Genomic DNA, 25,490 nt, shown 5'->3' with positions numbered 1-25,490 from the left:
CATCAGGTAGTTCAAAGCCTGTAAAATTTTTTTTATGAGAAAGATAACAGTCCTGTTGTTCATGTTAATTTCGGGGATTTATACTCCCGGACAGGCGCAACCAGAAGCCAAAGCTAAATCTATTTTAGCAGAAGTAAGCAAAAAATACAGATCCTACGACGTAGTAAAAGCAGAGTTTGTTTTTACGATAGATAATCCTGAAGCTAAAGTAAAAGAAAGCCAAAAAGGTACACTATATGTCAAGGCCAATGCAAATAAGTATAAAATGAGCATGGACGATAAAGATTTGATTAGTGATGGTAAAAGCCAGTGGAGTTACCTTAAAGCAGATAAAGAGGTGCAGGTTTCTAATGTAGATAACGGAAGTGATGCACTCAATCCTGCCCGTATTTTTACGATGTACGAAAAAGGATTTAAATCTATTTATACTGGCGAAAGTAAATCGGGAGGGAAGGTTTATCAAATGGTTGACCTGGCGCCAATCGATATTAAAAAGCCCTATTTTAAGGTGAGGCTAAGTATAGATAAAATGGCTAAACAGATCTCTAATGTGGTAATTTTTGATAGGAACGGAAATAAATATACCTATAACGTTAAATCTTTTGTGCCGAATGTCAAAGTGCCTGAAAGCACCTTTATTTTTGATGCAAAAAAATATCCTGGTGTGGAGTTAGTTGATTTGAGATAATGAAGGTAACGTTTTTAGGAACAGGTACCTCACAGGGAATTCCGGTCATCAGTTGTGGCTGTGAAGTTTGCCTGTCTGATGACTACAGGGATAAACGCCTCAGAACTTCTGTTCTTCTGGAAACAGACGATAAAACCATTGTTATTGACAGTGGTCCGGATTTTCGTTATCAGATGCTCAGAGCTAGCGTTAAGGATCTTGATGCAATCATTTATACACATGAGCATAAAGATCATATTGCTGGTTTGGATGATATCAGGCCTTTTAACTACCTGTTGAAAAAGAATATTGACATTTATGCAACGATCAGAGTAGAACAAGCATTAAGACGGGAATTTTCCTATATTTTTTCTGAAATTCAGTACCCGGGACTTCCGCAAATCAATTTACATGAAATTTCTGCTGATCATTCCTTTAATATTGGAGAGACCCTGATTGAACCAATTGAAATTATGCATTATAAGCTTCCTATTCTAGGCTACAGGATCAATGATTTCACTTATATTACCGATGCCAAAACGATTTCTGACGAAGCTGCAGAGAAAATTAAGGGTACAAAAATTCTGGTGATTAATGCTTTGCAAATTGCAGATCATATTTCTCATTTTAACCTGGAGGAAGCAGTTACTTTTGCGAAAAAGATTAATGCTGAAGTAACCTACCTTACACATATCAGTCATAACCTCGGCCTGCACAATGAAGTAGAGAAAGTTCTGCCAGAAAACATCCGGCTGGCGTATGATGGATTAACTGTATACTTATAAATTCGGAGATCAGTTATAGGCTTGAATATCTGTTATGTACAGAATCCTTTATAGGTGCTTGAACAAAATAAGTTGTAAAAGTTCAAATTATCATTATAAACTTTAGAGATTAAATCTATATTTGCACTTAATATACCCGGGTGGCGAAATTGGTAGACGCGCCAGCTTGAGGGGCTGGTGCTGGCAACGGCGTGGCAGTTCGAATCTGCTCTCGGGTACTTTAAGCAAGCAGAATAGACAACATGTTTATTCTGCTTTTTTATTTTTAAAGCTATTGCTTTTTATTATGGATAGCATAATCATTAGCCATCATAATCAATATCAAGGTTGAACTGATATAGTAATCCTGCAAGGTTCAATGCTGAAAATTTTGCCTGTTTAACCTTATTCACGGCCGGATCAAAACTGAAATTTCTTGCAGTTCGAAAATCTGCTTTTTCTAAAATGGACCGAACAAAACTGGCCCCCGAAAGATCGCAATTATGAAATATACTGGATGTCAGATCAGTTTCTTCAAAATCTGTTTGTTTGAGCGAGCAATCTATAAACTTGGTTTTTTTGAGTTTTGTACCAAAAAAGGTAGAATAATCCAGATGACTTTGTTCAAAAAGGAAGGAAAACAAAAACTTGTTGCATTTTGAAAAATCAATACCTAATATTTTGCAACCGATAAAAGTAGCGTCTTTAAAGCCTGTACCTACCACAGTGGTTAAGGAAAAATTGCATTGTTTGAATTGACAATCCATAAAGTCATTGTAGCTCAAATCACTTTTAGAAAAATTGCAGTTAATAAATTCACAGTTTATGAATTCACGATTTTGCAGTTTCTTCTCTGAATAGTCAATCTGAGTAAATGTTTTTCCCTGATGAGTGATTGTTTCGTTTGACTCGTTCATCATTTTCAATCAGGAGCAACCATTCCAAATTCCGACCATTCTTCCTTCGATGGCCCATAAATGCCTTGAACAGGTAAACCTAATATCCGCATAATTACAGTCATCTGTCCGCGGTGATGCGTTTGATGCGCAATCAGAACCCGCAATATTTTTCCTTTTTCCCACTGTTCTCCATACATTTCAACCTGGTCTGATAGTGCTGAGTCTGTGTATTTTGAACGAATAGCTTTAACCAACAGGTTTGCATATTTTGTGTAGATATCTGTCAAAGACGAAGCATTATCAGGTGTCTGAACATGTTCCAGCTCATCTGATGTAAACAGGCCAGCGCGGTGCCCCATTTCAGTAATCGTCTGAGTCAGGTGCCAGGCTAAACGTTCCAGTGAACGGACATCAGGGTGAACCTTTTCTTTAAGTGTATTGTCTGTAATCGAGGAAAAAATTTTAGCAGTTCCTTCCGCTTCTACTGTCCAGTCCTTGATGAAATCTTCAATGCTTCTATACATGTCGATGAAATTATAAATGTCTGAGGCAAATATAGATTAAAATCACAAATGCTAAAATAATTAGATGTAAAATATTGAATGCTATATTTATTAGTTATTTAGTTTTCTGTTATTATCGATCATACTTATATGGTTGATGAATATTTAAAAGACTGGAATAGCTAAAAGCTGCTAAAGACCTCTGGCCTCTACTGAATTACCAATTTCTTCAATAATATCATCGTCCAGAGCAGACATGCGTGAGTTATCATACCATTTACCAAAGAAATCCCTGCCAATCTCGTATCCGACATGCTGACGGATTACATTAATCCTTAAAGGTTTTTGACTTTTAAGCCTTACTCCGTATATATCACTATTAATCTTGATGTTGAACGCTTCCATATTTGCTGTTTAATAATTTTATTTGATGATTAAAACTACTATTAGAACAGAAAATCAACGCTATTGTTTGAGAAATGGCTGTCTTTAAAGGGAGGTATCCCTGGCCGTGATCATCAGTAAAGTCGCCGCCTCTCCGGAGCAAATTAAATCTGCGGGTCTTTATGTGGAAAAATTCGCAACAGACACCTTGTATGCGAGAGTAGATGGTGTCTATCGCGATGGCGAATTGTATTTGATGGAACTGGAACTCATTGAACCTTATCTGTTCCTGAATACGGATCCGGAAGCCTTTCAGAACTATTATATAGCCTTAGCAGAGATCATCAACAAAAATGGAAAACAATAAATTAATAGGCTGTTTGCTGGCTTTCCTTGCACCGGGGTGTTAACATAGAATGGCTGCTCACCATGAGGCTATTGGTTTCAGGATGGCTGGTCTATGCTTATTGGAATTATTTCCTTTTTTCAACCGGTCTGTTGTTCAGATAATCTGTTGGCGACATGCCAAACTGTTTTAGAAATACCCTTCCAAAATGAGTTTGGGAACTGTAACCCACCATCTCTGAGATTTCATAAATCTTTAAGGTCCCTTCACTGAGTAGTTCAGCGGCCCTTTTTAAACGGGCCAGATTAATCAATTCATTAGGAGAAAGGTTAGAGATTGATTTAATTTTCCTGTACAAGGTTGGGCGGCTCATGTTCATGTTTTCGGCAAGGTGTTCTACGTCCAGCTGTTGATTTTGAATATTCTGAACAATAATGCTCTGGATTTTTTCAAGGAATTGTTCATCGGCTTTGGAGTAAGCAATGCTTTTGATATGGAGAAGAGGGGAGCTCGAGAAATAAGCTTTGATCTTGTTGCGGTTAGCAATAAGGCTCGATGCCTGAACTTGTAAAAACTCCGGAGAAAACGGTTTTTCCATATACACATCTGCACCCAGTTCCAGACCTTCAATTTTAGACTGCATTGTATTTTTTGCAGTAAGAAGGATCACTGGAATATGGCTAAATTCAATACTGGATTTAATTCTTTTGCAAAATTCAAAACCATCCATTTCAGGCATCATTACGTCGCTGATCACCAGATGTACAATTTCCTGCTCCAGCCGCAACAGGCCCTCTTTGCCATTCTCGGCCACCAATACCTGGAATTTTTCACTCAGATCATCAGAAATAAAATCCAGAATATCTTCATTGTCGTCTACAAGAAGTACAACGGGTTTTTCCTCAACCACTGCTTCATTTACAAAACTTATTTCTTTTTCCATTTTCCTTCTAAATTAAATTCCATAGTTTGATGAATAGGGAAGCGTGCAACAAATATATTATAATCACCCTCATTTTCAGTCAAGTTCAGCTGTCCTTTGTGTAGTTCTGTGAGGGATTTGGAAATGGATAATCCAATACCAGTACCCTGTTTCATTTCGGTTTCTCTTGCCCTGAAAAAAGGCTCAAAGATCTTGTCTTTCAAATCAGCAGCGATTTTACTTCCATCGCTCTTAACCAGAATGGTAAACTCATCGTTATGTTCCTGGACAATGAGTTTAACCTCTACAATAGATTTACCGTATTTAATGGCATTGTCTATCAGGTTACTCATAATCTTATAGAAAGCTTCCAGATCTATATAGGCAAACAAATCCTTTTCCGGAAGGATCATCTCATAATGGAGCCGTTTCTGTTCTGCAGCAAACTGGAACTGCAAGTTGACATCTCGAAGCAAATCTGAGATATTGGCTTTCACAAAATTAAGAGAAAAGCCTGAAATTTCTGTTTTCCTGAAATCCAGCAATTGATTGGTCAGGTTAAGTAAACGTTCTGTATTTCGATCCATGATCCTCAGGTTTTTTTCTATTGGATCAGAGTGTATTTCTTTAGACAATTTGAGCAGTTTTTCCATGGGGCCTTTAATGAGCGTAAGTGGCGTACGGACCTCATGGGCTACATTTGTAAAAAATTCTATTTTGGCCTGATAGATCTCCTTTTCCTTTTTGTGCCCAAAGATTTCCATTCGTCTTTTGTTCCTGCTTTCTGTTCTTTTATGATATTCCCAAACCAGAACCGAAACCAGTCCGATAATTACAATAGCATAGAGCAAGTAAGCCTGAGGTGTCTTCCAGAAAGGAGGGAGTATGGTAATGTGGAGTTGTACATTGTTCGTGCTCCAAAGTTTACTGCCACTAATCATCGATTTGGCCTCAAATACATATTTCCCCGGGGCAAGTTTAGTAAAATATACCTTTCTGTTTGTTTTTAAGTATTCCCAGTTGTTATACAGACCCTTCATCTTATAGGCGTATTCAGTCATTTCCGGAGCAATATAACTGAGGGCAGCAAAATCAATACTAAAGGAAGACTGATTATGCTGCAAGATGATCTCCTTAGTGTAGAGCATGGATTTGCCCGATATTGACTTCGTCAGCTGACGCTGGTTTTCCGTATTATCGATCTGGAATCCGGTTAGAAAAACCTGGGCAGTCGCAGTTGTGGTATTCAACTGTTCGGGAAGGAAACTGATCATACCCTTTACACTACCAAAATAAAGCCGTCCGTCGGTATCTTTAAAAGAGGAGTTATAATTGAACTGATCAGTCAGAAGTCCGTCTTCCCGGGTATAGGCTTTTACAACCCTCGTTTGTGGGTTAAAACGCAAAATGCCTGCTGTACTGCTGATCCATAAATTACGTCTGTTATCTTCCTGGATCCGGAAAGGAAAGTTGCTTGGAAAACCATCTCTTACAGTAAACGATTTAAAGGTGGACGTCTTTTTATTAAACAGGGCCAGTCCACCACCATCCGTAGCTACCCAGATATTTTTGTGGCTGTCTTCAAAAATCCCATTTACGGTATTGTTGCGCAAGGAGGTTTTATCATTGTCTTTTGATATGAAATTCCTGAAGGTTGGATCTCCAAGTTTGAAATTAAACAGACCACTATTATAAGTACCTGCCCAGATGCTCCCCTCACTGTCTTGAATAATATTGTTATAGAAAGATACAGGCACACCCGGTACCAGGTCAAAATCATCATTCTTAGCATTATAGCTGTATAATCCTGAAGTCGTGGCCACCAAGATAATGCCTTGCCTGGTTTTATAAAGGCACAATATAAAATTAGACCTTAAAGAATTACCCCTTCCAGCATGATAGTGTTTGGTGATAAGACCGGTGTTGATATTCATAATATCCAGACCGTGTTCAAAAGTACCGATCCAGAGCTGATTGCCATTGGGTAGTAAAGCATGGACGTTGGAATGTGCAATGCTGTACTTTTGGCCATTTGGAAAATAGGAAGTAAAAAGACCTGTTCTGGGGTCTAGTTTGTTCAATCCGGCATCTTCAGTGCCAATCCAGAAATTTCCATTCTTATCCTTGCAAATTTCCCGGATAGCGCTCCCGCTGATCGCATTTTTCTGAAGGCCCGGGAAGTATTTGGTGAATACAGACGCGAAAGGAGAATAGTAATTTACACCACCAAAATAGGTTCCTGTCCATATGCCACCCTCACGATCTGCGCAAAGCGTATAAATGGCATTGTCTGACAAAGCATAGGGGGTTCCAACTTGTTTATGCAAGTGAGTGATGCTATTGTCCTTGTGACGATAAATATAAAGGCCAGACTCTGTTCCGATCCAGAATTCCTCATTTGCCGAGGCTTTGATGTCCCTTACATAGATATGTGTCTTGTCTGTATTCAGCGTAGCAAGGTCTTTTAAAGTATGTGTTTTCAGGTTAAACAACTTTAAGCCCTGATTAGTCGTGCCAATTAGTAACTGGCCATCCCCGGTCTCACTGATTGCAGAGATCCATCCGATGCTGGATGGGTGTGTCTTGTCTAGCAAATACCGGGTTTCAAATGCCCGGGCTGTTGGATTGTAAAACGCAATCTGGGCTTCCGGGCTTGTAATGATCATTTCGCCATTAGGGCGGCAAAAGAGATGAGTTGGAGAAAAGGAGGCCTCCATTTGTACAGTTGTGAGACTGTTTTTAATTGGATTGTACTGATATATTTTACCTCCGGAAAGTATCCAGATCAGGCCTGTATGGTCCATTTGGAGCACACTCATCGTCATTCCTCTGGTCAACGTTATACTGTTGAATGCCTCTTTTATAGGGTCATACCTATAAAGACCCCGGTCGGTGCCTACCCATATGCCAATTTTGCTGTCGCTCAGTAAAGAATGTATCTTGTCGCTTCCCAAGCTTTGTGGGTTGCTTACATCATGTCTGTAAGTCTTAAAGGAATAGCCGTCAAACCTGTTCAAGCCATCTTTTGTGCCAAACCACATAAAACCATTATGATCCTGTACACTGCAAAATACAGTGTTATTAGACAGCCCATTCTCCACCTGATAGTGCTTAAAATAGTAGGGCTGGGCATACAGCATCTTTGCTGTCAGCAGAAAAAAAGCAAGGATTAATAGTTTCAATAGTTTATAAATGGCTCTATGTTTCAAATATATCAAACAAATACGTTGTTTTAATTCCGAATGAAGATTGAGACTAAATGTTGAAATATTGAGACAGCAATACTTTACATCGTCGTTACGAATTAATCAAATGTACCGTAAGGATCAATGAAGATATCTTGTAACTGAAATCTATCCAGTGTACAGGAATTAAAATTAAGAAAAGAAAATTCGCTGAAATAGAGACAAATTGAAGAAAACTTGATACAAATGCGTAGAGCAGTCCAAGCCCAAAAATCCAATATTTGAGAAACCAAATTTTAAACTACATGAACAAAATTCTTTCTGGCGCTTTGCTTTTTATATTTACTTGTACTGTCGTTCGGGCACAACAAAAACCTTGGGCATTGATTAAGGACAGAATTGTTTCGCCATGGGCGGAAAAAGTAGATCCAAAAAATGTATTGCCTGAATATCCACGTCCTCAACTGGTACGTAATGGCAACTGGAAAAATCTGAATGGTTTGTGGGATTACGCCATTGTACCTAAAAGTCAGTCTGCACCAGCTGTCTATGAAGGAAAGATTTTAGTTCCCTTTGCTGTGGAATCTGCACTTTCAGGTGTAGGCCGGACAGTAGGCAAGGATAGTGTACTGTGGTACAGTCATATCATTGATATACCTTCTTTTATGAACAATAAAGAAGTAATGCTCCATTTTGGTGCTGCAGACTGGCAAACGGAAGTTTTTGTAAATGGAAAAAGTGCCGGATTGCATGAAGGAGGTTTTGATGCATTTACCTTTAACATTACAAGCCTGTTAAAAAAAGGCTCCAAACAGGAAATTAAAGTCAGAATTTGGGACCCTACAGACGAAGGGCCCCAGCCACGAGGAAAACAACAGAGAAAACCCGAAGGAATATGGTATACTCCTGTAACCGGCATCTGGCAAACCGTATGGATTGAAGCACTTCCTAAAACTCATATTATATCTACGAAACAAACACCAGATATCGATGCGAAAACACTGGAAGTCTCCGCAAAGATAGAAGGCATACAACCTGGTGATCGGTTAAGGCTTACAGCATTTGATGGGAAAAACAAAGTTGCTGAGCAGGAGATCGAACCAGGAACAATGGCTTCACTGACCATAACCAATCCAAAACTCTGGTCACCATCTTCCCCATTCCTGTATAATCTGAATGTATCATTGTTGCGTAAAGGAAAAGTGATTGACGAAGCAGGAAGCTATTTTGCTATGCGTAAATCTTCTATTGGTGCAGATAAAAATGGTATCCAGCGAATGCTGCTCAATAATGAATTTGTTTTTCAGTACGGCCCTTTAGATCAGGGCTGGTGGCCTGATGGGCTATATACTGCTCCAACAGATGAAGCTCTGAATTTTGATGTTATTAAAACCAAAGCAATGGGGTTTAACATGATCAGGAAGCACATTAAGATTGAACCCGCAAGATGGTATTATGAATGTGATAAATTAGGTATGCTGGTATGGCAGGATATGCCAAGTGGGGATTTAGGCAATCAATGGCAGCCAAATCCAGGTCTTTTGGGTGGAACCGATAAAAACAGAACACCAGCATCTGAGGCCATGTATCGTAAAGAATGGGAAGTAATCCTGGATCAACTGCATAATTTCCCTTCTATTGTGGTATGGACCCCTTTTAATGAAGCATGGGGGCAGTTTAAAACCAAAGAAATTGCTGATTGGACCAAACAGAGAGATCCTTCCCGTTTAGTGAACAGTGCAAGTGGCGGTAATTTTGTAATTGCAGGCGATTTGGTGGATCTGCACCATTATCCTGACCCCGCAATGCCAAGACCAGACTTATTCGGTTCTACACACGCTATTGTACTGGGTGAATTTGGTGGCTTAGGACTGCCAGTATCAGGACATACCTGGAAAGCAAAAGACAACTGGGGTTATCAGACTTTTAAAACTGCCGATGAAATGCTGGGTAAGTATAGTTCATTTATCACAAAAATGCAGGAACTCATCCAAAAGGGATTGTCCGCTGCGGTCTATACGCAGACAACCGATGTGGAACAGGAAACGAACGGTTTGATGACCTACGATAGAAAAGTGATTAAAATGCCTGTTGAAAAACTAAAAAGTGTACACGATAAATTGTATTTGCCGCTTGTACCATAAATTAATGAAACACACACCTGATTTATTTATAGATACACACAAATGAAACGATTTATTCTCACAGCAAGCTTAGCGGCACTATTGCTAAGGGCATCTGCACAAGAGCGGATTGCCCCGGCTTATCCGCTAATTACGCACGATCCTTATTTTAGTGTCTGGTCTTTTACCGACAAATTAAATGCTTCTCCAACCAAGCATTGGACAGGTACACCACAATCTTTGACCGGTTTAATTAAGGTAGATGGAAAGGTATACCGTTTTTTGGGCAACCAGGAACGAAATTTTATTACCGCATTGCCTACATCAGACGAAAAGGCCTATCAGGTGCAATATACGGAGAATGAACCCACGAAAGGTTGGGAGCAGGTCGGCTTTAGCGATAGCAGCTGGAAAACAGGCACAGCACCATTTGGCGATGGTTCGGCGACGACACAATGGAGGAGTAAAGACCTTTGGGCGCGTCGGACATTTAACCTGGACAGAACAGATTTTAAAGGTTTGCAGCTAAAATTAATGAACGACGATGACGTTGAAGTCTATTTGAACGGAACACAGATCTTTGATTGTAAGTGTTTTAATGGTAAATTCATTTATATCCCCACAGATCAAAGATTATTAAAGAAAGGGAAAAACGTACTGGCCATTCATGTAAGAAATAATGTTGGCGGACAGTGGCTGGACGCGGGATTGGTGTATGACAAACCAGTTGCAGCTGAGCAAAATGTACTGGCAGCCAAACAAACCAGCATAAAATTGAATGCAACGCAAACCAGCTATACTTTTGATTGTGGTACGGTGAATCTGGATGTTGCTTTTACTTCCCCCTTGTTAATGGATGATTTGGATTTAATGTCTCGTCCGGTATCCTATGTGTCTTTTAAAGTAAAGGCAAAGGATGGAAAAAAACATACTGCCGAGGTTTATTTAGGTGCGTCAACGGCCTTATCTACCCATACAGAATATGAAGAAGTGACGGCTAAACAATACAACACTGGTGCATTATCCATTTTGAAAGCGGGCACAAAGGAACAAGCCATCTTGAAAAAGTCTGGAGATGATGTACGTATTGACTGGGGATATATGTACGTTGCAGTTCCTCAAAATGCAAATGCACGTCAGTATATCAGCCCCTCTGCCGATGCCGTTGCTGATTTTGTTGCAGGTAAAAAAACAGGTACTGCAGCTGCAGAAGGCAGGAAATTAAGTCTTTCAACGGTACTGCCCTTTACTGAAATAGGCGTTTCGGTAATTGAAAAACGTATTTTGGTGGGTTATGATGACATTTACGCTGTGCAATATTTTGGAGAAAACCTCAGGCCATGGTGGAATCGGAACAACAACCAAACTATTGACAAGCAATTAACACTGGCCAATACGGAGTATTCTTCAGTTTTAAAGAAATGTGAAGTTTTTAATCAAAAATTCCACGCAGAAAACCTGCAGGCGGGCGGAGAAAAATATGCTGAACTATCAGATCTGGCTTACCGGCAGGCCATTTCAGCTCATAAATTAGTCCAAAGCCCTCAAGGCGAAATCCTGTTCCTTTCTAAAGAAAACTTCAGTAACGGTTCCATTAATACTGTAGATGTGACCTATCCTTCTGCACCTTTATTTCTGGCCTATAATCCAGAGCTCCTTAAAGGCATGTTGAACGGTATATTCTATTATAGCGAAAGCGGAAAATGGAAAAAGCCTTTCCCTTCCCATGATTTAGGCACTTATCCTCTGGCTAATGGTCAAACTTATGGAGAAGATATGCCTGTTGAAGAAGCTGGTAATATGGTGATTTTAACAGCAGCAATTGCTAAAGCCGAAGGAAATGCGGAATATGCCAGAAAACATTGGGAAACCTTATCCATCTGGGCAAATTACCTGAGCAAAGCAGGTCTGGATCCAGCTAACCAGTTGTGTACAGATGATTTTGCCGGCCACATGGCACGTAATGCAAATTTGTCCGTTAAAGCAATTGTGGCCATTGGTGGCTATGGTATGCTTGCGGAAAAACTGGGTAAATCTGAAGAGGCCTCTAAATTCGCCCATATGGCAAAAGAAATGGCGCAGAAATGGATGCAAATGGCCGATGCCGGAGATCATTATGCCTTAACTTTCGATGGAAAGGACACCTGGAGCCAGAAATATAACCTGGTATGGGATAAAGTATTGAACCTGGATATTTTTCCAAAAGAAGTTTATAAAAAAGAGATCAATTATTATTTAACCAAACAACGGGAATTCGGTTTGCCTTTAGACAGCCGGCGTACCTATACCAAATCAGACTGGATTCTTTGGACAGCAACCCTTGCGGATAGCCCTGAAGATTTTAATAAACTGGTCAATCCGGTATTTAAATATGCTTCAGAAACCCCAACCCGGGTACCCCTGAGTGATTGGCATGAAACAACAGATGGTAAACAAGTGGGCTTCCAGGCGCGTAGCGTAGTAGGTGGGTATTCCATTAAGCTCCTGGATTACAAGCTGAATAACAGGTAATTAATTAAAAACAAGATTGTTGATGAAAACTTATTTAAAATACAATGCCTCTCCATTGCTCCTTGCAGCGCTGATCTTTACAGCATCTTGCAAATCTTCCTCAAATCATGGAGGGCATACGGCAACAGATCTGGATTCGGGCATCATTTCCACAAAAGCTTTTGAAAAGAAAATAGATGGCAAAGAGGTTCATCTGTATACGCTGGAAAACAACAGTGGCTGCAAAGCGTTGATCACCAATTATGGAGGAAGACTCGTGAGTTTGCTCGTGCCCGACAAAAATCAACATCTGGTAGATGTTGTTGCAGGATTTGATAGCGTGGATGGATATCAACAATCGACAGAACCTTATTTCGGGGCAACCATTGGACGGTATGGCAACCGGATTGCTAAAGGCAGATTTACCCTGGATGGAAAAGTATATACCTTATTTACCAATAATGGACCAAATACTTTACATGGAGGTAAGAAAGGCTATCAGGATGTCGTTTGGGAGGCAGAAGTCCAGGATAAACAAAGTCTGGAACTCACTTATCTCTCTAAAGATATGGAAGAAGGTTTTCCAGGTAACTTAAATCTGAAAGTAATTTATACCCTGACTGATGATAATGCCCTCAAAATAAGTTATGAGGCAGTTACAGATAAAAACACCATCGTGAACTTAACCAATCACGCCTTCTTTAACCTGAACGGAGAACAAAGCGGTACGATATTAAAGCACCTGGTTAAAATTAATGCGGATAAATATACACCAGTAGATTCTACACTGATCCCGCTAGGTACACTTGCCATGGTTAAAGGAACGCCATTTGATTTTACCGTGGCCAAAACTATAGGGGATCGTGTAGACGCTTTAAATGATCAATTGAAAAATGGTAAAGGTTATGACCATAATTTTGTATTGAATTCTCATACTCCTGATCAGCCTGTTGCTGTAGTTACCGGAGATCAGAGCGGCATAGTAATGAGTGTTTATACGGATCAGCCCGGTCTGCAATTTTATAGCGGTAATTTCATGCAGGGTAAAAATACCATGAAAGGAAATCATAAAGACAACTTCAGGACCGCTTTTGCCCTGGAAACCCAGCATTTTCCAGACAGTCCGAACCAAAAATCTTTTCCTTCAACGGTACTAAAGCCAGGGGAAAAGTACAATTCTGTTTCTACCTATAAGTTTACTGTGGCACAATAGAACAAATATTTCTTCATTCCGGCCCGGCCCGGAATGAAGAAATGACCTTCTTACTCCACGACAGGAAAAGCAGATATTCTTAATCTTGCGCCTCCCATAGGAACCAGTGTCAGGTCTGATACTGGTTCATTTGTTTTAACAGGGCTTAAGGGAAGCAGACCACATAAACCGTACTGATCCATTGTCCAGCCTTTAATTTGTTTGCCTTTTATTCTTAATTCAATTGGTGCATTTGAATTGGTAAAAGGATTGTTGTCTTTTGGCCAGCTTTTGCGAATCACTTTTATAGAGCGCTCCGGATGTTCTTTATCAATTTGCAGACCGTAATTCCAGGCCGATTTTGGAAATATCTCATAAGATGGCCATTTGCCAGGATCTGCACCAGCCTGCCAACCAGAATCATTCAGGGCAGTGGCTTTACTGTCTCGCGGTACATAATTTTCTTCAATTTTTAAGGAATAGGTGAGTGGTCCGTAATTGATACTGATGCTGTTTTTGTTTTCTTTCCATTCTCTGGTCGTCAACTGCATTGGTAATTGTAAAGCGATCTGGTCTCCTTCTTTCCAGGTATTTTCCAAACGGATATAATTTCCATGGCTGAGGTCGGCCGGAATGTTGCGTCCATTCACTTTTACAGAGGGGTTCTTACACCAGTAAGGTATCCTGAGGTATAATGGGAAGTGGACTTCTGCAGGTGTTTTTACGGTAAAACTGATCTGGTCTTCAAAAGGATATTTTGTTGTTTCCAGAAGCTGAACAGTAGTTCCTTTCCCAACGCTAGCCGTAACTGCTCCTTCTGTATAGAGTTGTGCCACCAAACCATTATCTGGTGTGACCATCCAGGTGTTTTCTGCATAATAAACCCATCCTGCTGTATGATTATGTTGGCAGCAGCGGCTGCTAAAGGGATTCATCATCAGAAAAGGACCTTCATTATCTATACCGGGTTTATGGTTCTTGCTGTCGCTGGCTACCATATTGGGTGCGGTAAGGTAACGCAGAGATCTGTAATCCGGCATAAAGGCAGCTGAAAAGGTATTAAAAGCGACGTCTTCGCAGTTTTCTGCCCAAAAGGTATCTCCTGTAGAACCCAGGAGCATTTGATCTGAGGTCATTTGTTCTACCAGTCCGCAGGTTTCAACAGCCTGACGGGGATCATTATAACCTTTGCGTGCATTTTCATCGGCACCAAACATGCCTCCGGGAACTTGTCCATATTCTTCTCTGATCAGCTTGAAATTTCGGTAAGTTGCTTCTATATCCTTCTGGTCGTGGCTTTGCAGCGCAAATGTTGCAGGCTCTCTGAAGCCTTGAGCAATGTTTACGTTGTGAAGATTTGGTAACTGATGAGCTTGGCGCCAGTTTGCGGTATTTTTGTCAATTTTGGTTGCCAGATCCAAAAGCCATTGATCTCCGGTGCGGTTGTACAGCCAGTATACACTGGCTATGTTGTCTCCACCTCTTGAGTTTTCCCAGTAATCTTCGAGGAATTTGTTGTCGGGAACTGAAAGTTCATATTTGAAGTATCTGGTCATAAAAGGAATGACTCTTGGATCTTTGGAGTACTCATAATAGGATTGCAGACACCAAAGCATAGACATATTGGTCCACAGATCCCGGTTTCCATTGCGTTCTACTGCCGGGCCAAAGTCTCCGTTATCCCGTTGGTTGTTGAGCACAGCATCTATCCAGAATTTGGCTTCTTTTATCATTTTTTCATCCTGGAGCATATAGCCAATGTTGGCATAACCCTTCAGCCAGTAGGGGAGTTCTTCCCAGCCGTACTTTCCTTTGCCTTCTTTATTTAACCAGGCATTGTCTTCTTTAGAGAGCCAGATACTGATTTCCCCGAGATTGCCGGTCAGGCCATCACGTTGTAATTCCAGTGCTTTTTTTAACCACCCTCCTGCCTGGATACTTCCAACCGGAAGTTTAGTGAAGTACTGGTTTTGAAGGGGTAGTTTGTTATTTACATAAAATGAATTGTGTTGCTGATTGTCCGCTTTGACGACGCTGACCTGAAGTGCCTGTGCTTGTTTTTTTACCTGGGCAAAAACAGATAAAGGAAGCAATGGTAGCGCCATCATCAATAAACCTTTTCTCATAATCTTATAATTGGTTAAGTTTTCTTTGTGTCAGGCTAAGCTACTTTAGTTTTCGTACAGGAGATTCGTTGTATTTTATCAAAAAATCATCAAATCGTATCAATGTTTAAAACGTTAAGAAGAGAATTTGGGGGGTGAATTTTGGGGGGTGAATTTCGTGGAAAATTCTGTACAGCTGCTTCAAGACTAACGATATCAGGTCCGCTGAAGAAGCGGACAGATCTCTGAGGTCTTTCCGCAGCGTACGAGAATTTTCCTTAGCAAATTGCAGAGGAGGGTGGTGACCATGTATGGTGCAGAAAGGCTTGATATAGTGATATTGATCTATATTGTTGTTAAACAAGGTGTAGGGTTGTGTTGTTGGGCGGTAGTAGGGGAGAAAGGTGCTCTCAGATTGAGGTCTGGCTGGGGTTTTGTTGGGATAAAAGGTACCCTAGCCCAACAAAACCCCAGCCAGATATGCGCCAGACAAGATCCAGCCCGGTAGAAGGTTTCTATCTTTGCATCCAGTCCGGATCACCTCCTTCGTCTGCAATTTGCTACATTTTGCATCCAGTCCGGATCACCTCCCTCCTCTGCAATTTGCTACAAAAAATTCTCGTACGCTGCGGAAAGGCCTCAGAGATCTGTCCGCTTCTTCAGCGGACCTGATATCGTTAGCCTTGAAGCAGCTGTACAGAATTTTTTGAGAAATTCACCCCATCTTAAACCTTTGTTTGGTAAATAGTTTACAGAAAATATAAATAATAAGGGGATTTGGGGAGGAAATTAAAGAGCCTTCTATCGGGATCGAACCAATGACCTACTGATTACAAGTCAGTTGCTCTACCAGCTGAGCTAAGAAGGCTTTTAATTAAATCAATGAATGCATTTAAAAAAAAAATGCTCCTGTTTTACCAACAGGAGCGCAAATGTAAAATTTTCTTTTTTTATTCCAAAAAATATTTAATCTTTTTGTGCCATTTCAAGTAAGCTTCGTTCTCTCTTTTTCTTCATGTGTTTCTCTAGGCCAGATCTTTTGAAGTGCGGATGCTTACGAAGGGCATTAATGTCTATTCTGAGGTTACTTCCGGAACGCCATAAAAAACCACCAGCCGAAACAGCTTTGTCTTTAACTACTCTGTAAATATCGCTTTCGTCCACCTTTGTTGTCCTGGCAGCAATAGCCGCAGTCGCATAGGTTTTTATCCACTTTCCATCCAGATCATACTGCGAAACCTGTGTAAGTTCCGGAGATAACCTTGAATTGAAAGAAGCCGATTGTGTCAGGTGTTTTACCTGGATTTTCGGTTTGATACCCCTTCTCCATAGAAAGCCACCACAACTCATTCTTTTTCCGGTAATGGCCCTTTGGATACTACCCGGATGTACCTTTACTATCCTTGCAGCTTCCTTGATCGTACTGAAGGTATTGATCAGTTTACCCGTAAAGTCATACTGTCCCATCCGTTTTTGCTGGCTGATCAGGGGAGAAGCACCTAAAGATTTGTTTTCAATCAGCGCCTGAACATCGATTTCGGCCGGAGCGCCGCGCCTCCAAAGATAACCACATGCCGTTACCAGGCTACCGGAATCTTTACTCTTTCCACGTGCAGCCGCAGATAAATGACCCTGACTGGTTTTCATGGCAGCAGCGGCCACTTTTGCATTTGGATAAGTTTCCAATAATTTTCCGCTTAAAGAATATCGGCTGATGCGGTAAACACCTTTCTCCTCTTTAATCGCATTTATTTTTTCCTGTATCTGTTTTCTGTTTTCCGATGTTAGCTTTTTAAACGGAGCAGCCCTTCGTCCTGCCGCTTCCATCTTTGCATTTTTATCTTTTGAAGTGCCAAGAATCAGATTTTCCGAACTCACATTGAGCGGGTCTCCATCTTTAGCCAAAATGTACAGATTTTTGTTACTCAGGTCGAATTCTTCATTAAAACAGAAATAAACCAGTCTGGCCAGGCTAAAGTTATGTAGTTTTTTCTCTTTAACCAGGACAACACTCAGGGATTTACGATAATCCTTTACAAAAGCGTTCCAGTTTCTTCGTTCAATAGGTTTAATCATCATTGCAGGTTTAAAATGATAATAACCTCTTTTGTTTTTACCTTCCCATTCCAATCTGCAGATACGGCCGAGATTGGAAATTCGATAATAGCCTTCTAATCCGGGAACGTCTTTCCAGAGTTCTCCTGGTAAATGATCTAGGGAAAAGTTTTGGTAATGGTAGTCATGTTGATGCGTCATTTTTCAAACAGTCTTAAGCGTTAGTGATTTAAATATCAGAAAGTTTTTCCTGTTAATAACGAATTAGATGAACTTATTGTATAAATGTTACTTTTTTTAATTGAAAAAAATATTAAACTCAAGAAGTAATAAGGTTGTTCTATTTGAAATATAATTACTAAACGACACCTTTTTTTGTACTTAAAAGCTGTTTTTATAGAATTAGGAAAATTTTGTACTTGTTTTTACCTATGTATACACCGTATGTTTAGTCATTATTTTTTTGTAAAAATATGTTTACATTCTACGGAATGCATTAATTTAATAGAGGAGGAGGAAGGTAGATCATTGCATACGTGTGGTCTTTGATCATGTCTTCAAGTGCGCTGATGGCCTTACTGATCTTTTCTAAAGTCAGCTGATCGGTAATTTCCGCCCCGGCATTAACCTTTGTACGGATAGAAGAGATCAGGAGTTGGCTCTCTTCCGTGATACGGGATTCAATAATCAACAAAGTACCTAAGAGAGACTGATGTGCATAGTGTCCCGAAGTTGAAGCTGTAATGAGTAATACTGGTTTTTTAGAAAACTCCATAGAGGAAACTGTCCAGTCAATGGCATTCTTAAGAGATCCGGGAACGCCAACAGCGTATTCTGGCGTACAGATCACAACCGCATCGGCTGCTTTGATCAGATTTCTGAAATCATTTACGGCTTTAGGACCGGGCTCCGTGTCCAGTTCCGGGTTAAAATGCGGAAGATCAGCCAAATCTTCAAAAATTAAAAAATTGAAAATTTCTGCATATTGCCGTGCAATAAACCTGATCAGATTAAGGTTGGACGAGTTTTTTCTGGTGCTTCCACAGATGGCCAGAATGTTCTTCTTGCTGTTCATTGATTTCGTGTTGCGCAATGATAAAGAAATCAGCAGTCATTTTGAAATAGGATAAAACTTTCTTTTATCTGGGGTGATTTTATTACTTTAGGTAAACTTATAATCTATACTTGTATGAAATATCTATCAATTTTGCTGCTATTTACTGCGATTTCTTTTTCAGGGTTTTCGCAAAATAAAGACGCTATTCTTGGACAATGGGTAAATGCGTCGGGTGAGGCTCATATAGAGATCTTCAAAAAGAATGAAAAATATTTTGGAAAGATTGTTTGGCTGAAAGATCCTAAAGATGAAAAAGGAGCGAATAAAACCGATATCAAAAATCCGGATCCTGATTTAAAATCGAAGCCTGTTATGGGCCTGGAATTGTTAAGAGATTTTGTTTACGAAGATGGTAAATGGACAGATGGTAAAATTTATGACCCAAAATCGGGAAAGACCTATAGTTGTAATATCACCGAGAAAAGCAACGGGCAGCTGAATATCCGTGGATATATTGGTATTTCGCTGATTGGCAGGACCGAAGTCTGGAAAAGGTTTAAATAGATGAGGGCATTCGTATTTCTCTTTTTTTGTCTTCCTTTTTCCCTGCTCGCGCAGAAGTATGATTTTCTGCCTTTAAATTCGGGCACAAACACCAGCATAAGAGGATTGTCTGTGGTTTCTGACCGGGTAGCCTGGGTAAGTGGGAGTAATGGCTCCATAGGGAAAACAATTGATGGTGGCAAGACCTGGCAATGGATCAAACCTGCCGGTTATGAAAAACTCGATTTCAGGGATATTGAAGCTTTTGATGAATTCAAAGCCATTGTGATGAATGCCGGTTCTCCAGCATTTGTTCTACAAACAGTGGATGGTGGAAAGACATGGAAAGAGAACTATAAAAATATAGACAGTGCCATCTTTCTGGACGGTATGGGTTTCTGGGATGAAAAAAATGGAATTGCATTTGGCGATCCGATCCACAACCGTTTGCAATTGCTTAAGACCAGGGACGGAGGGCTCAACTGGCAAGACGTCTCGGATCATCTGAATATGGATATGGCGCCGGGGGAAGCTGGCTTTGCAGCCAGTGGCACTTCTATCCGTACATTGGGCAAAGAGAAAGTATGGATTGCCACAGGTGGAACAAGTGCAAATATTTATTATTCAGATAATAGAGGGTATACCTGGAAAAGATACCCATGCCCGATTTTACAAGGGGGAACCAGTACCGGCTCATTTTCTGTGGATTTTAACGAAAACGGAACAGGAGTGGTTGTTGGTGGAGATTACCAAAAGGACAAAGAGAACCCCAATAATGTACTGCTCACCAAAGACTGGGGTAAAACCTGGAATAAACCTGTTACGCCGGTTTCCGGTTTCCGCTCCGGAGTGGCTTATATTGACGCTGTACAGGCTGTGGCTGTTGGTACTTCAGGCGTAGACTTCTCCAAAGATGGCGGAAAGAACTGGCTTCATTTGTCAGATCTTAACTTCAATGCAGTTGGTAAAGCAAAAAAAGGCAGCCTTATTTTACTAGCAGGCAATAATGGGCTTATTTATCGCCTGAAATCAACTGGTAAATAATAACAATATCATTGAATAGTTAGCCAATTTGATTCAATAATATATCTCAATTAATTAATCAATTAGATGTTCAATTACCTGAGGGTCCGTTTCAGCGGACAACCAGGTTTTTTTAAAAAATAATTATGAACCGTAACTTGTTAAAGTATATGCTGGCAGCCACTTTGATCACTTCAGTGGCTTCGTTTTATGCCCTGAAATCTGACAAGGGTGTGAAAGCTGATCCCGATAATGCAGGCTTGAAACTACCGGAGGGCTTTGGAGCGTTAAAGGTAGCAGAAACGAGCGCAAAAGCCCGGCACCTGGTGGTTACCCCACAAGGGGATATCTATGTAAAACTGGCGAAGCCAAAGGATGGAAAAGGCATTTTGCAACTGCATGAGAACAGCGATGGAAAAGCCCAGCTCACGGGTGGTTTTGGTAATTATGGAGGTACAGGGATCTATCTGAAGGATGGTTATTTATACGCCTCCTCCAACCAGGAAGTATTCAGGTATAAATTAAATGATCAAAATGTGGTGCTTAACCCAGATCAGCCGGAAAAAATTGTAACCGGATTAAAGATGGGACGTCAGCATGAGACCAAGTCACTTGTGCTGGACAATGATGGAAATCTCTATGTAAATATAGGTGCCTATTCTAATTCCTGCCAGGTACAGGACAGGGGATATCAATCTCCAGGAATGCCCGGCTGTCCCATACTCGACTCAGCAGGTGGTATCTGGCAATTTAAGGCCAATAAGCTAAGCCAGAGCTATGGAGATGGGATCAGGTACGCGACAGGTTTGCGAAATGTTGTCGGCTTAGACTGGAACCAGCAAAATAACCAGCTGTTTGTGATGCAGCACGGCAGAGATAACCTCAACAGTTCCTGGCCAGCTTTGTATGATGTCAAAGAATCTGCAGAACTTCCTGCCGAATGCCTGTATGCACTGAAAAAGGGAGACAATGCCGGATGGCCATATCTATATTACGATCAGATCCAGCATAAAAAAATTGTAGCTCCCGAGTACGGAGGCGATAAGAAAAAAGAAGCAGATGCTAAATATCTGGATCCTGCGGTAGCCTATCCAGGTCATATGGCACCAAATGGATTGTTGTTTTATACAGGTAAAATGTTCCCTGAAAAATATAAAAATGGTGCATTCATTGCTTTCCATGGTTCCTGGAACCGGGCGCCAGAGCCGCAAAAAGGTTATTTTGTAGTGTTTCAACCTTTCAAAGACGGGAAACCATCCGGAGATTGGGAAATCTTTGCTGATAATTTTTCCGGAACACCAGAAAAGGCTGCTGCCGGAAGAGCAGACCACCGTCCGTGCGGGCTTGCACAAGGGGCTGACGGCTCTTTATATGTAACCGATGACAGCAAGGGTACCATTTACCGAATTATCTATACAAAGAAATAGTCATAATAAATGAAGAGAATTTTAACGATCATAGTGCTCCTCACTATGGGAGGACTTCAATTGTCTGCCCAAACTAAAAGTAAAGCCAAACGAGCAGCTAAAGTTACCAAGGTTTCTGCTGCAGTGATGGCCAGCGGGAATAAAATATATGGCCAGTATTGTCTAAGCTGCCACATGGCCGACGGAGGAGGCGTACAGAATATGAACCCGCCGCTAAATGGTACAAGTTATGTACTGGGCGATAAAACCAGGTTGATTAAAGTCATCCTGAACGGTTTTTCGCAGAATGTGGATATTGATGGAGAGAGCTATACGAATGTCATGGCGCCGCACAATTTTTTAAAAGATCAGGAAATTGCAGATGTTTTGTCTTACATCAGGAACAGTTTTGGCAATAAAGCCAGTGGAATTTCTGCACTCGAAGTAAAAGCAGTCCGGGCCAAAAATAAAAAATAGACTCAAAAGTATGTTAATGCCCTACGTCCGCAAACCAACGCGAATTATGCATCAGCTAGTGAGAACTGTAACCTGTGCAGCGATTCTTTTAAGTTGCAGTGCTGTTTTTGCTGCAGATGTGTATGTGACGAAGTGCGGTGCGGTGGGGGATGGAACCACTTTGAATACAGATGCCATACAAAAAGCCATCGATCAGTGTAATCAGACTGGCGGCGGTAAGGTGATTTTTTCAGCAGGTCAATTTCTTTCAGGTACGATTGCCTTAAAAGATAATGTTACCCTGTATCTGCAAAAGGGGGCTGTGCTTCTGGGGAGTACAGCAATAGAAGATTATAAGAACCTGGATCCTTTTACCGAAGGATTGGGCATAGATGTAGGCTGGGCCCTGGTTGCCGCAATTGATGTGCAACATATAGGAATAGCAGGTGAAGGGGTTATTGACGGCCAGGGCACCGCACTTAAAGCACGTCATATCTTAAAAGATACCCGCCCTGAAGGACAACGATGGGGAAGAAGGCCATTCTTGCTGAGGGTTGTACGTTGTACAGATGTCCAGCTCAAGGACATTACCCTGCAATATGCGGGCGCCTGGACCTCTCATTATTTTCAAAGTAAGAACATTAGCATCAATAAGGTAAAGATTGTAAGTTATGGAGTGGCCCATAATGATGGGATTGATATTGATGGCTGTCAGAATGTTAAAATTCAGAACTGTGATATCGAAAGCGGAGATGATGCGCTATGCTTCAAAACAACCTCCAGTAAAATGGCCTGCAGCAATATACAGGTTTCTGGTCTGCGTCTGAAAAGTAATCAGGCGGCCATTAAGATGGGAACAGAATCTATGGCGGCCTTTGAAAACATCAGAATTTCTGATTGTTATATTTATAATACCAGTAATGGTGGGATTAAATTACTTACAGTAGACGGTGCACATCTGCGCAACGTGGAGATTTCTAATATGACTATGGTGGAGGTGAAAACACCCATATTGATCCGATTGGGCTCCAGGTTGAGTGTATTCAGAAAAAAAACAGATGTACAGCAACAAACAGGTACTTTAGAAAATGTAACCATTAGAAACGTGAAAGCCAAAGCCTCGGCCGTAGCGCAACTCACGCCAGCTTCTGGTATACTGATTACAGGGATTCCCGGACACCCGGTGAAAAATATAACCCTGGAAAATATTGATATTGCCCTTGCAGGTGGGGGTACGGCAGAACATGCGAAGTGGAAGGTTCCTGAAGCGGTCGATCAGTATCCCGAAGTAAAAACCTTTGGGCCAACAATTCCGGCCTATGGAATTTGGACCAGGCATGTAGAAGGTTTAAAACTGATAAATATCTCTTTTAAGCTGGACAGTAATGAATTAAGGCCCGCCTTTGTTTGCGAAGATGGCAAAGATATTTTATTGAAAGACTGGAATATTCCCTATACAAGCGGTGCAGCAGCCATAATCAGGCTGGAAGACGTAAACAGCGCGGTTATCTCCAGGGTAAATGCACAAGGAATTGCTTCCAGCTTTGTACAGGCCGATCATAAAAGCAAAAATATTGAGTTGGTCAAAAGTACCTTGGTTATTCCCCAAAAGCAGTAATCATCTTAAACTCTGCTGGTAGATCTTCATGTTTTTCGCCCTGTTCCCTGAGAACAGGGCCTATAAATTTAGAATATTTATTCCTTGATTTCAAGTATGGTTTTGGCCAGGCCAATCATTTTTTCGCTTCCCGTATATTTGCCATGCTCATCGGAAAGTTTCACCACATCTGTCCATTCTCCATCTTGTGGCTGGGCTTGTGTCATTTTGATCACAATATTCATCGCCTCAGGTCCCACATCATTAGTAAAGTTCGTTCCTATGCCAAAAGACAGGCCGATTTTCCCCTGGCAATAACGGGCAATGCGTGCCGCCTTATCGTAATTTAACCCGTCAGAGAAAATAATAACCTTTGTTTTAGGATCAATACCCAGTTTATTATAATGCTCGATAACCTGGTCTGCAAACTGAAGCGGATCTCCACTGTCGTGCCTTACGCCATCAAAGAGCTTTGAAAACATCTTGTCAAACTGCTTAAAGAAGACCTCTGTAGTATAGGTGTCTGAGAGGGCAATACCCAAATCGCCACGGTACACGCGGACCCAATTTTCCAACCCGGTGGCATTGGCCATTTTAAAGCCGTAACGGGCCGCATGAAACATGAACCATTCATGAGCATGTGTTCCAATAGGTTTAGTTTGATACAACATGGCCATATGCACATTGCTGGTTCCGATAAAAGAGCCTTCCCCATGTTCTTTTAAAGCCTGTAGCACCAGGCGATGTACCTGGTAAGAGTAGCGCCGGCGGGTGCCAAATTCTGCAACCGTCACCCCTAAAGCTTTATATTTTTCAATTTTCTTTCTGGTCACCTCCATGACTTCTTCGTTGCTGATGCGGACAGCACCGGTCATGGTGTAGTAAAGTTCACATATTAAAGACATGATCGGTACTTCCCATAAGATGGATCTGTACCAAAGACCTTCAATATGTACCTCCAGCTGCTCTCCATGCTGCTCAATGCGCACTTCCTCAGGATTGTAGCGGTATCCTTCTAAAAAATCCAGATAAACGGGATCAAGATAGGGACAGGTTATCTGCAGAAAATGCTTTTCCTCTTTACTTAGCTTCAGTTGCGCCATAGCATCAACAGCCGCTCTCAGAGCCTGGGAGAAGCCTACTGGGAAGAGGTGCTTTCCTCTGTTGATGAACTGATATCGGGCTTTAGCACCAGGAAACAGTCGAATAACGCCCTGTTGCATGGTGAATTTGTAAAAATCATTGTCTAAAATAGACGTGAAAGCGGGAGACGGAGGTGTATGCATAGATAAATCTATTTCAAATTCTGTTCCAGAATAGATTTGAGCAGGAACCCAGACTCCTGTTCCGGACTGATCAGATCCTGTAAAGAAACCTTATCCAGCAACTGGTCAACTGTAAGTTGTATCATTTGCCAAAGGGAACGTACAGAACAATCTATAGAATTGGTACACAGTTTAACTGCACCTGGATATTCTTCACAAAAACTTTTGTCAAATAAAGAGCCGCCAAGTGCTTTTAAAGCCTGATTGATGTTGATTTGTTCCGGATCGCGGGCCAGTACATAACCACCCTTATAACCCGGCGTACTATTAATGTAACCTGATAAACGCAAAATACGTGTCAATTTGCCTACATAGGCTGAAGACAAGCCTTCTGCTTCGCTGATGGCAGGAATACTTAGTCCCTCCTCTCTGTCCGATCTGGCAATGCGGAGTAATATCCGCAGGCCATATTCTTCCTGGGCTGTGATCTTCATGGTAATTTATTTAT

At 41.1% G+C, this 25,490-nt stretch carries 21 protein-coding genes and 2 tRNA genes; 12 read left to right on the top strand and 11 right to left on the bottom strand.

The window, feature by feature from the left end; translation table 11 throughout:
* The first annotated feature begins 34 nt into the window (after window positions 1–34).
* From R2S08_RS10390 to R2S08_RS10380, 3 genes are all read left to right on the top strand, one after another.
* Window positions 35–688 (top strand): outer membrane lipoprotein carrier protein LolA, encoded by a 654-nt coding sequence (locus R2S08_RS10390; protein ID WP_316835116.1) that lies wholly within the window; start codon window positions 35–37, stop codon window positions 686–688.
* Entirely contained in the window at window positions 688–1,452 is a 765-nt protein-coding gene (locus R2S08_RS10385) for an MBL fold metallo-hydrolase (RefSeq protein ID WP_316835115.1), read from the top strand. The genes R2S08_RS10390 and R2S08_RS10385 overlap by 1 nt, the downstream gene beginning before the upstream one ends.
* A gap of 134 nt (window positions 1,453–1,586) precedes the next feature.
* Window positions 1,587–1,670: transfer RNA gene (locus tag R2S08_RS10380), tRNA-Leu, on the top strand.
* Window positions 1,671–1,754: 84 nt separating this feature from the next.
* Here R2S08_RS10380 and R2S08_RS10375 read toward each other — a convergent pair.
* The 3 genes from R2S08_RS10375 to R2S08_RS10365 all read right to left on the bottom strand — a co-directional run bounded on the left by R2S08_RS10375 (window position 1,755) and on the right by R2S08_RS10365 (window position 3,238).
* Window positions 1,755–2,348: a pentapeptide repeat-containing protein gene (locus R2S08_RS10375; RefSeq protein WP_316835324.1), complete on the bottom strand. Its 594-nt coding sequence runs from the start codon at window positions 2,346–2,348 to the stop codon at window positions 1,755–1,757.
* A 5-nt stretch (window positions 2,349–2,353) separates the two neighbouring features.
* Window positions 2,354–2,854 carry a DinB family protein gene (locus R2S08_RS10370; protein WP_316835114.1) on the bottom strand — a complete coding sequence of 167 codons (501 nt, stop codon included), beginning with the start codon at window positions 2,852–2,854 and terminating at the stop codon, window positions 2,354–2,356.
* A 171-nt stretch (window positions 2,855–3,025) separates the two neighbouring features.
* The gene (locus R2S08_RS10365) at window positions 3,026–3,238 is read right to left on the bottom strand and encodes a hypothetical protein (RefSeq protein WP_316835113.1); all 213 of its coding nucleotides are present in this window, start codon (window positions 3,236–3,238) and stop codon (window positions 3,026–3,028) included.
* 163 nt (window positions 3,239–3,401) lie between these two features.
* On the opposite strand from R2S08_RS10365, the gene R2S08_RS10360 reads away from it, so the two are divergent.
* On the top strand, window positions 3,402–3,584 hold the full coding sequence (locus R2S08_RS10360; protein WP_316835112.1) for a hypothetical protein: 183 nt from the start codon (window positions 3,402–3,404) through the stop codon (window positions 3,582–3,584).
* Window positions 3,585–3,690: 106 nt separating this feature from the next.
* Here the strand turns inward: R2S08_RS10360 and R2S08_RS10355 are convergent, their stop codons facing one another.
* Both R2S08_RS10355 and R2S08_RS10350 read right to left on the bottom strand, forming a co-directional pair.
* Window positions 3,691–4,506 (bottom strand): response regulator, encoded by an 816-nt coding sequence (locus tag R2S08_RS10355; protein WP_316835111.1) that lies wholly within the window; start codon window positions 4,504–4,506, stop codon window positions 3,691–3,693.
* Entirely contained in the window at window positions 4,491–7,667 is a 3,177-nt protein-coding gene (locus R2S08_RS10350) for a two-component regulator propeller domain-containing protein (RefSeq protein ID WP_316835110.1), read from the bottom strand. The genes R2S08_RS10355 and R2S08_RS10350 overlap by 16 nt, the downstream gene beginning before the upstream one ends.
* Before the next feature lie 308 nt (window positions 7,668–7,975).
* Between R2S08_RS10350 and R2S08_RS10345 the strand changes: the two genes are divergently transcribed.
* The 3 genes from R2S08_RS10345 to R2S08_RS10335 are packed head-to-tail and all read left to right on the top strand — an operon-like array spanning window position 7,976 to window position 13,496.
* Entirely contained in the window at window positions 7,976–9,814 is a 1,839-nt protein-coding gene (locus R2S08_RS10345; protein ID WP_316835109.1) for a glycoside hydrolase family 2 protein, read from the top strand.
* A gap of 42 nt (window positions 9,815–9,856) precedes the next feature.
* Complete coding sequence (locus R2S08_RS10340; protein WP_316835108.1) at window positions 9,857–12,304, top strand: glutaminase family protein; 2,448 nt, start codon at window positions 9,857–9,859, stop codon at window positions 12,302–12,304.
* Window positions 12,305–12,326: 22 nt separating this feature from the next.
* On the top strand, window positions 12,327–13,496 hold the full coding sequence (locus R2S08_RS10335) for an aldose epimerase family protein (RefSeq protein WP_316835107.1): 1,170 nt from the start codon (window positions 12,327–12,329) through the stop codon (window positions 13,494–13,496).
* 50 nt (window positions 13,497–13,546) lie between these two features.
* On the opposite strand, the gene R2S08_RS10330 is transcribed toward R2S08_RS10335, so the two are convergent.
* From R2S08_RS10330 to R2S08_RS10315, 4 genes are all read right to left on the bottom strand, one after another.
* The gene (locus tag R2S08_RS10330) at window positions 13,547–15,601 is read right to left on the bottom strand and encodes a beta-L-arabinofuranosidase domain-containing protein (protein ID WP_316835106.1); all 2,055 of its coding nucleotides are present in this window, start codon (window positions 15,599–15,601) and stop codon (window positions 13,547–13,549) included.
* A gap of 774 nt (window positions 15,602–16,375) precedes the next feature.
* Window positions 16,376–16,448 (bottom strand) — tRNA-Thr (locus R2S08_RS10325).
* Between the two features lie 98 nt (window positions 16,449–16,546).
* The gene (locus R2S08_RS10320) at window positions 16,547–17,836 is read right to left on the bottom strand and encodes an NUMOD1 domain-containing DNA-binding protein (RefSeq protein WP_316835105.1); all 1,290 of its coding nucleotides are present in this window, start codon (window positions 17,834–17,836) and stop codon (window positions 16,547–16,549) included.
* 295 nt (window positions 17,837–18,131) lie between these two features.
* Entirely contained in the window at window positions 18,132–18,710 is a 579-nt protein-coding gene (locus R2S08_RS10315; RefSeq protein ID WP_316835104.1) for an NAD(P)H-dependent oxidoreductase, read from the bottom strand.
* Window positions 18,711–18,824: 114 nt separating this feature from the next.
* On the opposite strand from R2S08_RS10315, the gene R2S08_RS10310 reads away from it, so the two are divergent.
* The 5 genes from R2S08_RS10310 (at window position 18,825) to R2S08_RS10290 (ending at window position 23,738) form a co-directional block, all read left to right on the top strand.
* The gene (locus R2S08_RS10310; protein ID WP_316835103.1) at window positions 18,825–19,256 is read left to right on the top strand and encodes a DUF2147 domain-containing protein; all 432 of its coding nucleotides are present in this window, start codon (window positions 18,825–18,827) and stop codon (window positions 19,254–19,256) included.
* The gene (locus R2S08_RS10305) at window positions 19,257–20,279 is read left to right on the top strand and encodes a WD40/YVTN/BNR-like repeat-containing protein (RefSeq protein WP_316835102.1); all 1,023 of its coding nucleotides are present in this window, start codon (window positions 19,257–19,259) and stop codon (window positions 20,277–20,279) included.
* A 125-nt stretch (window positions 20,280–20,404) separates the two neighbouring features.
* Window positions 20,405–21,685 (top strand): PQQ-dependent sugar dehydrogenase, encoded by a 1,281-nt coding sequence (locus tag R2S08_RS10300; RefSeq protein ID WP_316835101.1) that lies wholly within the window; start codon window positions 20,405–20,407, stop codon window positions 21,683–21,685.
* A gap of 9 nt (window positions 21,686–21,694) precedes the next feature.
* A complete protein-coding gene (locus tag R2S08_RS10295; RefSeq protein WP_316835100.1) occupies window positions 21,695–22,141 on the top strand; it encodes a cytochrome c in 447 nt (148 codons plus the stop codon).
* Window positions 22,142–22,187: 46 nt separating this feature from the next.
* Complete coding sequence (locus R2S08_RS10290) at window positions 22,188–23,738, top strand: glycoside hydrolase family 28 protein (RefSeq protein WP_316835099.1); 1,551 nt, start codon at window positions 22,188–22,190, stop codon at window positions 23,736–23,738.
* Window positions 23,739–23,815: 77 nt separating this feature from the next.
* On the opposite strand, the gene pncB is transcribed toward R2S08_RS10290, so the two are convergent.
* Together pncB and R2S08_RS10280 are read right to left on the bottom strand one after the other, a co-directional pair.
* Window positions 23,816–25,003, bottom strand: a complete 1,188-nt coding sequence (gene pncB, locus R2S08_RS10285) for a nicotinate phosphoribosyltransferase (protein WP_316835098.1) — start codon at window positions 25,001–25,003, stop codon at window positions 23,816–23,818.
* 8 nt (window positions 25,004–25,011) lie between these two features.
* On the bottom strand, window positions 25,012–25,476 hold the full coding sequence (locus tag R2S08_RS10280; protein WP_316835097.1) for an Rrf2 family transcriptional regulator: 465 nt from the start codon (window positions 25,474–25,476) through the stop codon (window positions 25,012–25,014).
* Between the last annotated feature and the right edge of the window lie 14 nt (window positions 25,477–25,490).

The sequence above is a fragment of the Pedobacter nutrimenti genome, assembly GCF_032678445.1.
GTDB classification, from domain to species: Bacteria; Bacteroidota; Bacteroidia; order Sphingobacteriales; family Sphingobacteriaceae; genus Pedobacter; species Pedobacter nutrimenti_A.
This window is presented reverse-complemented; position numbering and strand designations above follow the sequence as displayed.